This is a genomic window from Tissierella praeacuta (assembly GCF_040396155.1).
In the GTDB taxonomy this organism is placed as follows: domain Bacteria; phylum Bacillota; class Clostridia; order Tissierellales; family Tissierellaceae; genus Tissierella; species Tissierella praeacuta_A.
Window position 1 is genome coordinate 1 of the sequence record NZ_JBEBOY010000093.1, and the last position, 3518, is coordinate 3518.

Annotated in this window: 4 protein-coding genes; all 4 read left to right on the forward strand. The window is 30.9% G+C overall.

Annotated features, from left to right (window positions below; all coding sequences use genetic code 11):
* Positions 1 to 260 precede the first annotated feature (260 nt).
* The 4 genes from ABWP20_RS18410 to ABWP20_RS18425 all read left to right on the forward strand — a co-directional run bounded on the left by ABWP20_RS18410 (position 261) and on the right by ABWP20_RS18425 (position 3349).
* Positions 261 to 818 carry an RNA polymerase sigma factor gene (locus ABWP20_RS18410; protein WP_353097837.1) on the forward strand — a complete coding sequence of 186 codons (558 nt, stop codon included), beginning with the start codon at positions 261 to 263 and terminating at the stop codon, positions 816 to 818.
* A complete protein-coding gene (locus tag ABWP20_RS18415) occupies positions 802 to 1770 on the forward strand; it encodes a DUF4367 domain-containing protein (protein ID WP_353097839.1) in 969 nt (322 codons plus the stop codon). Before ABWP20_RS18410 ends, ABWP20_RS18415 begins: the two co-directional genes overlap by 17 nt.
* Before the next feature lie 201 nt (positions 1771 to 1971).
* Positions 1972 to 2412: a cell agglutination protein Mam3 gene (locus tag ABWP20_RS18420; RefSeq protein ID WP_353097841.1), complete on the forward strand. Its 441-nt coding sequence runs from the start codon at positions 1972 to 1974 to the stop codon at positions 2410 to 2412.
* A gap of 286 nt (positions 2413 to 2698) precedes the next feature.
* The gene (locus ABWP20_RS18425) at positions 2699 to 3349 is read left to right on the forward strand and encodes a hypothetical protein (protein ID WP_353097843.1); all 651 of its coding nucleotides are present in this window, start codon (positions 2699 to 2701) and stop codon (positions 3347 to 3349) included.
* Positions 3350 to 3518 lie beyond the last annotated feature (169 nt).

Here is a 3518-nt window from a genome sequence, read left to right on the forward strand (position 1 = left end):
GGCACGTACGGTTCTGTAGAGGAGTATGGGCGGTGACGCCTATGTTTACTCAAGGGAAGAAACTATTATTAGTTTTAAAGCCATAATCGAAATTATAAGGAAAAAAGAATAATTAATTTTCAGTATGCCTACAGGCGAATTACTTGCAAAGTTTTATTTGATAACTCACAAAAGATAATGTCATTGATTATGCTAGATTAGATGAACATATGAATATTGGAATAGATATATATCTAGTTTTTCAAGGGGGTAAAAATATTATGATAATTATAATATTCGGAGTAATATCGGATGAAGAAAAGGATTTGGTTAATAAGATCTTTTCAAAACTAAATGTACAAATGTATCATGTTTCATATGGGGTGCTAGGAAATAAATATGATGTAGAAGAAGCTCTATCCGAGACATTCTTAAAAATCATAAAAAATATAGAAAGAATTTCGGCTTTACCCTGTCCCCAAATAGAACCCTACTGCGTTGGAATATTGAAGAATGAAACAATTAACGTCATAAGAAAACGTGATAAAATAATTTATACCGATGATACAGACTATTTAGAGAGCAGTTGCCAAGGAAGTGATGTTGAGGATGAGTTTTTTAAGTTAGTTGATAGAGAGAAATTATATTCTTGTATCAATAGACTTTCTAATGACGAAAAAGACTTTATTCATCTACGTTTTAATAATGATATGAAACTTAAAGACATAGCTGATCTTTTTGATATTACAGAAGAATCTGCTAAAAAGCGTAGCCAACGTATTTTGAAAAAATTACGGAAATATTATGAAGGGGGTGACGAGAGTGTCCAACACGGTTAATGATGTTATGAAAAATGTGTCAGAACTGGCTTTACAGTCAAGATTGGAAAAATTAAGTGTTCTAGATATAAGTACAATAGTATATAGCTCATTATCAGCATATCAGATTAATAAGTTAGCTGTAAAAATTAACTTACTTCCTTCTGAATATCAAAATATTCTTTTCTTTCGATATTGTTTTGAGAGTACAAGTTATGAGATAAATAATCTATTGGGAATAGAAAACACTAAAAGTAAATTCCTTTATATTCAAGACCTATTATCTAAAATTATGAAACTAGAAAATTCGTGGATTGATGATGACTCTTTGATGGAAGCCTGTAGATTAGCACTTGAAGAAAACATGAAAGACTATAATAATATTGAAGTATTACATCAGCCTATCTATTCTAAGTCTTTCAAGCGAAAACTAAAAGATATTAAGATTTTACAAAACTCCAATAAAATATTTTCAATGATGGCTAAAAGAGTAGCTATATTTATATTGGTATGTCTTTTAAGTATTTCTACTGTTTTAGCAGCCAATGCGGAGATACGTGAAAAGTTTTTTGACTGGGTAGTTATAACATTTCCTAAGTTTAGCATCTTCATACCACAAAATATAAATAAAGATACTATTGATATTAAGTCATTAAAAATCAATTATCTTCCTAATGATTTTAAACTAATTAATATCAATGAAGGCAATAATATGCTTATTTACAATTATGCAACAGAGAATGATCAAAGATTTAAAATAAGTTTATTTTCATCAGCTAGTAAAGGTAAGTCATATTACGATACAGAAGATGCAGAAATAGAAGAATTTGTTTTTAAAGGATCTAATGCCTATCTGTGGGAAACTGATGAAATGACTTATTTAATATGGTCTCAGGATGATTTTGAATGCCATATTTCAGGAAATTTAGATAAAAATGAGGTCATAAAAATAGCTGAAAATATTTCAAAGTAAAAATTATTAAATAAGCATGTCCCTTTTTTCCTCCTTGTACGTTGTATAGGTAAGAGCCTAATAATGACTAGGAGGATTTTTAATGAAATTTAAAGAAATATTCATAGTACCTAAGATTCTTAAAATAAATTCTAAAAAAATGTCCCCTTTTCTTCACTTATGCGTTATATAGGTAAGAACTAATAATTTAGGAGGGGTTATATGAAACTTAAAAAAACAGGAGTGGCATCAGTAGCTATAGCTTTAGCTTTAATCTGTGGAAATAGTGCTCTGAATGATGCTTATGCAATGGAGTCTGGAAAAGATCGGGTATTACCGATGGTAAACGACTATGAAATCACGCCATTTTGGAATGAAATAAGTAGTATTTCACCATATATATCGGCAAGTGGCACTACCCTTTACCCAGAGGTATCCATAAGTGCTAAAAAATCTGATGGCTCAATTAGTGGAACAATGTACTTAGAAAAATATACCTCTGGAAAGTGGACAAGTGTAACTTCATGGAATTTCAGTGGAACTGGAGATGTATTTATATCGAAGAGTTATAAAGGAACATCAGGTATTAAATATCGTACCAAGGTTTCAGTTACCATTAATAATGAAACGGCAACGGCTACTTCTGGGGACTGGGAATTATAGAAACATTGAGTATTAATGAATCGATAAAAGTATGCACTTTTATTTGAAAATAACGATGTAGGAGAAAGTGACTGACATTATCAAACAAATTTGAAGGTGGATGGTTCCAATGGTGGTTTAAAATAGGCGAGTGATAGCTGGCATAGAACAAGATTGGAGTAATATGATAATTAATAACATACTATTCTTATGATTATTTTTAACAAAGAGGATAAGTGTTATTAATATAATTACAGAATTTCTGTCTCGCAGTGAAATAAAAATGATAAAAAGGAGGAATAGATTTATGAAGAAACGTTTTGTAAAGATCGTATCCATAATTGCTATATTGACAACATTGGCTATTCCAGTATTTGGTCTTGAAATGACTAATTTAGAGGCAGCTATGGCTCCAGCGGGTATTGTAGTCGATGGAGCACTTTCTGTGGATTCAAAGACTGGAGAGTTCATATGGCCAGAAGCTGATGGTATCGATAATGGTTATGAAGGTAATTTGGAAGTAGCTATAAATAATGCTATCGATGGAACTCTTCCTATAGATTCAAAAACTGGGGAGTTTATATGGCCAGAGGCTGATGGTGTTGATATTGGACAAGATATGATACAATCATATGCAGCAGATTATAATTATGCATCATCAAGTTTTTATACAGGTGCATATTTGAAGAGTGGGGATTTATTTAACATCCAAAATACACCTAAATTTACAAGTGTAAAACAAAGTACAACTTCAGATGGATCTTGTAGCGTTGCTTATCAAATTATAAACAATAGCACTGGCAAGTTAACATCTAAAGTTTTGACAGGAGCTTGGGTAAATACAAGTACAAGTGTAAGTGGATTTACAACTAGTATCGCTACTGGGGAATGTAAGATATATCTTGCTGGACAAGATACAACAGTAGAGAAAAAGGCTTCGGGTACTTTCAATTATTAAAAAATCGAGCTAACAAAAATGTAATACCTAAATCCGTGATGAAAATGTAGATTAATGTCATTGCGAGACAGAGATTCCACGGATTTAGGATATTTTTTTATATTAGATTTATATTAATTTAGAGATGAGCATAATTAAATAATTTTAAAGTTAAAAATCATTAGATATA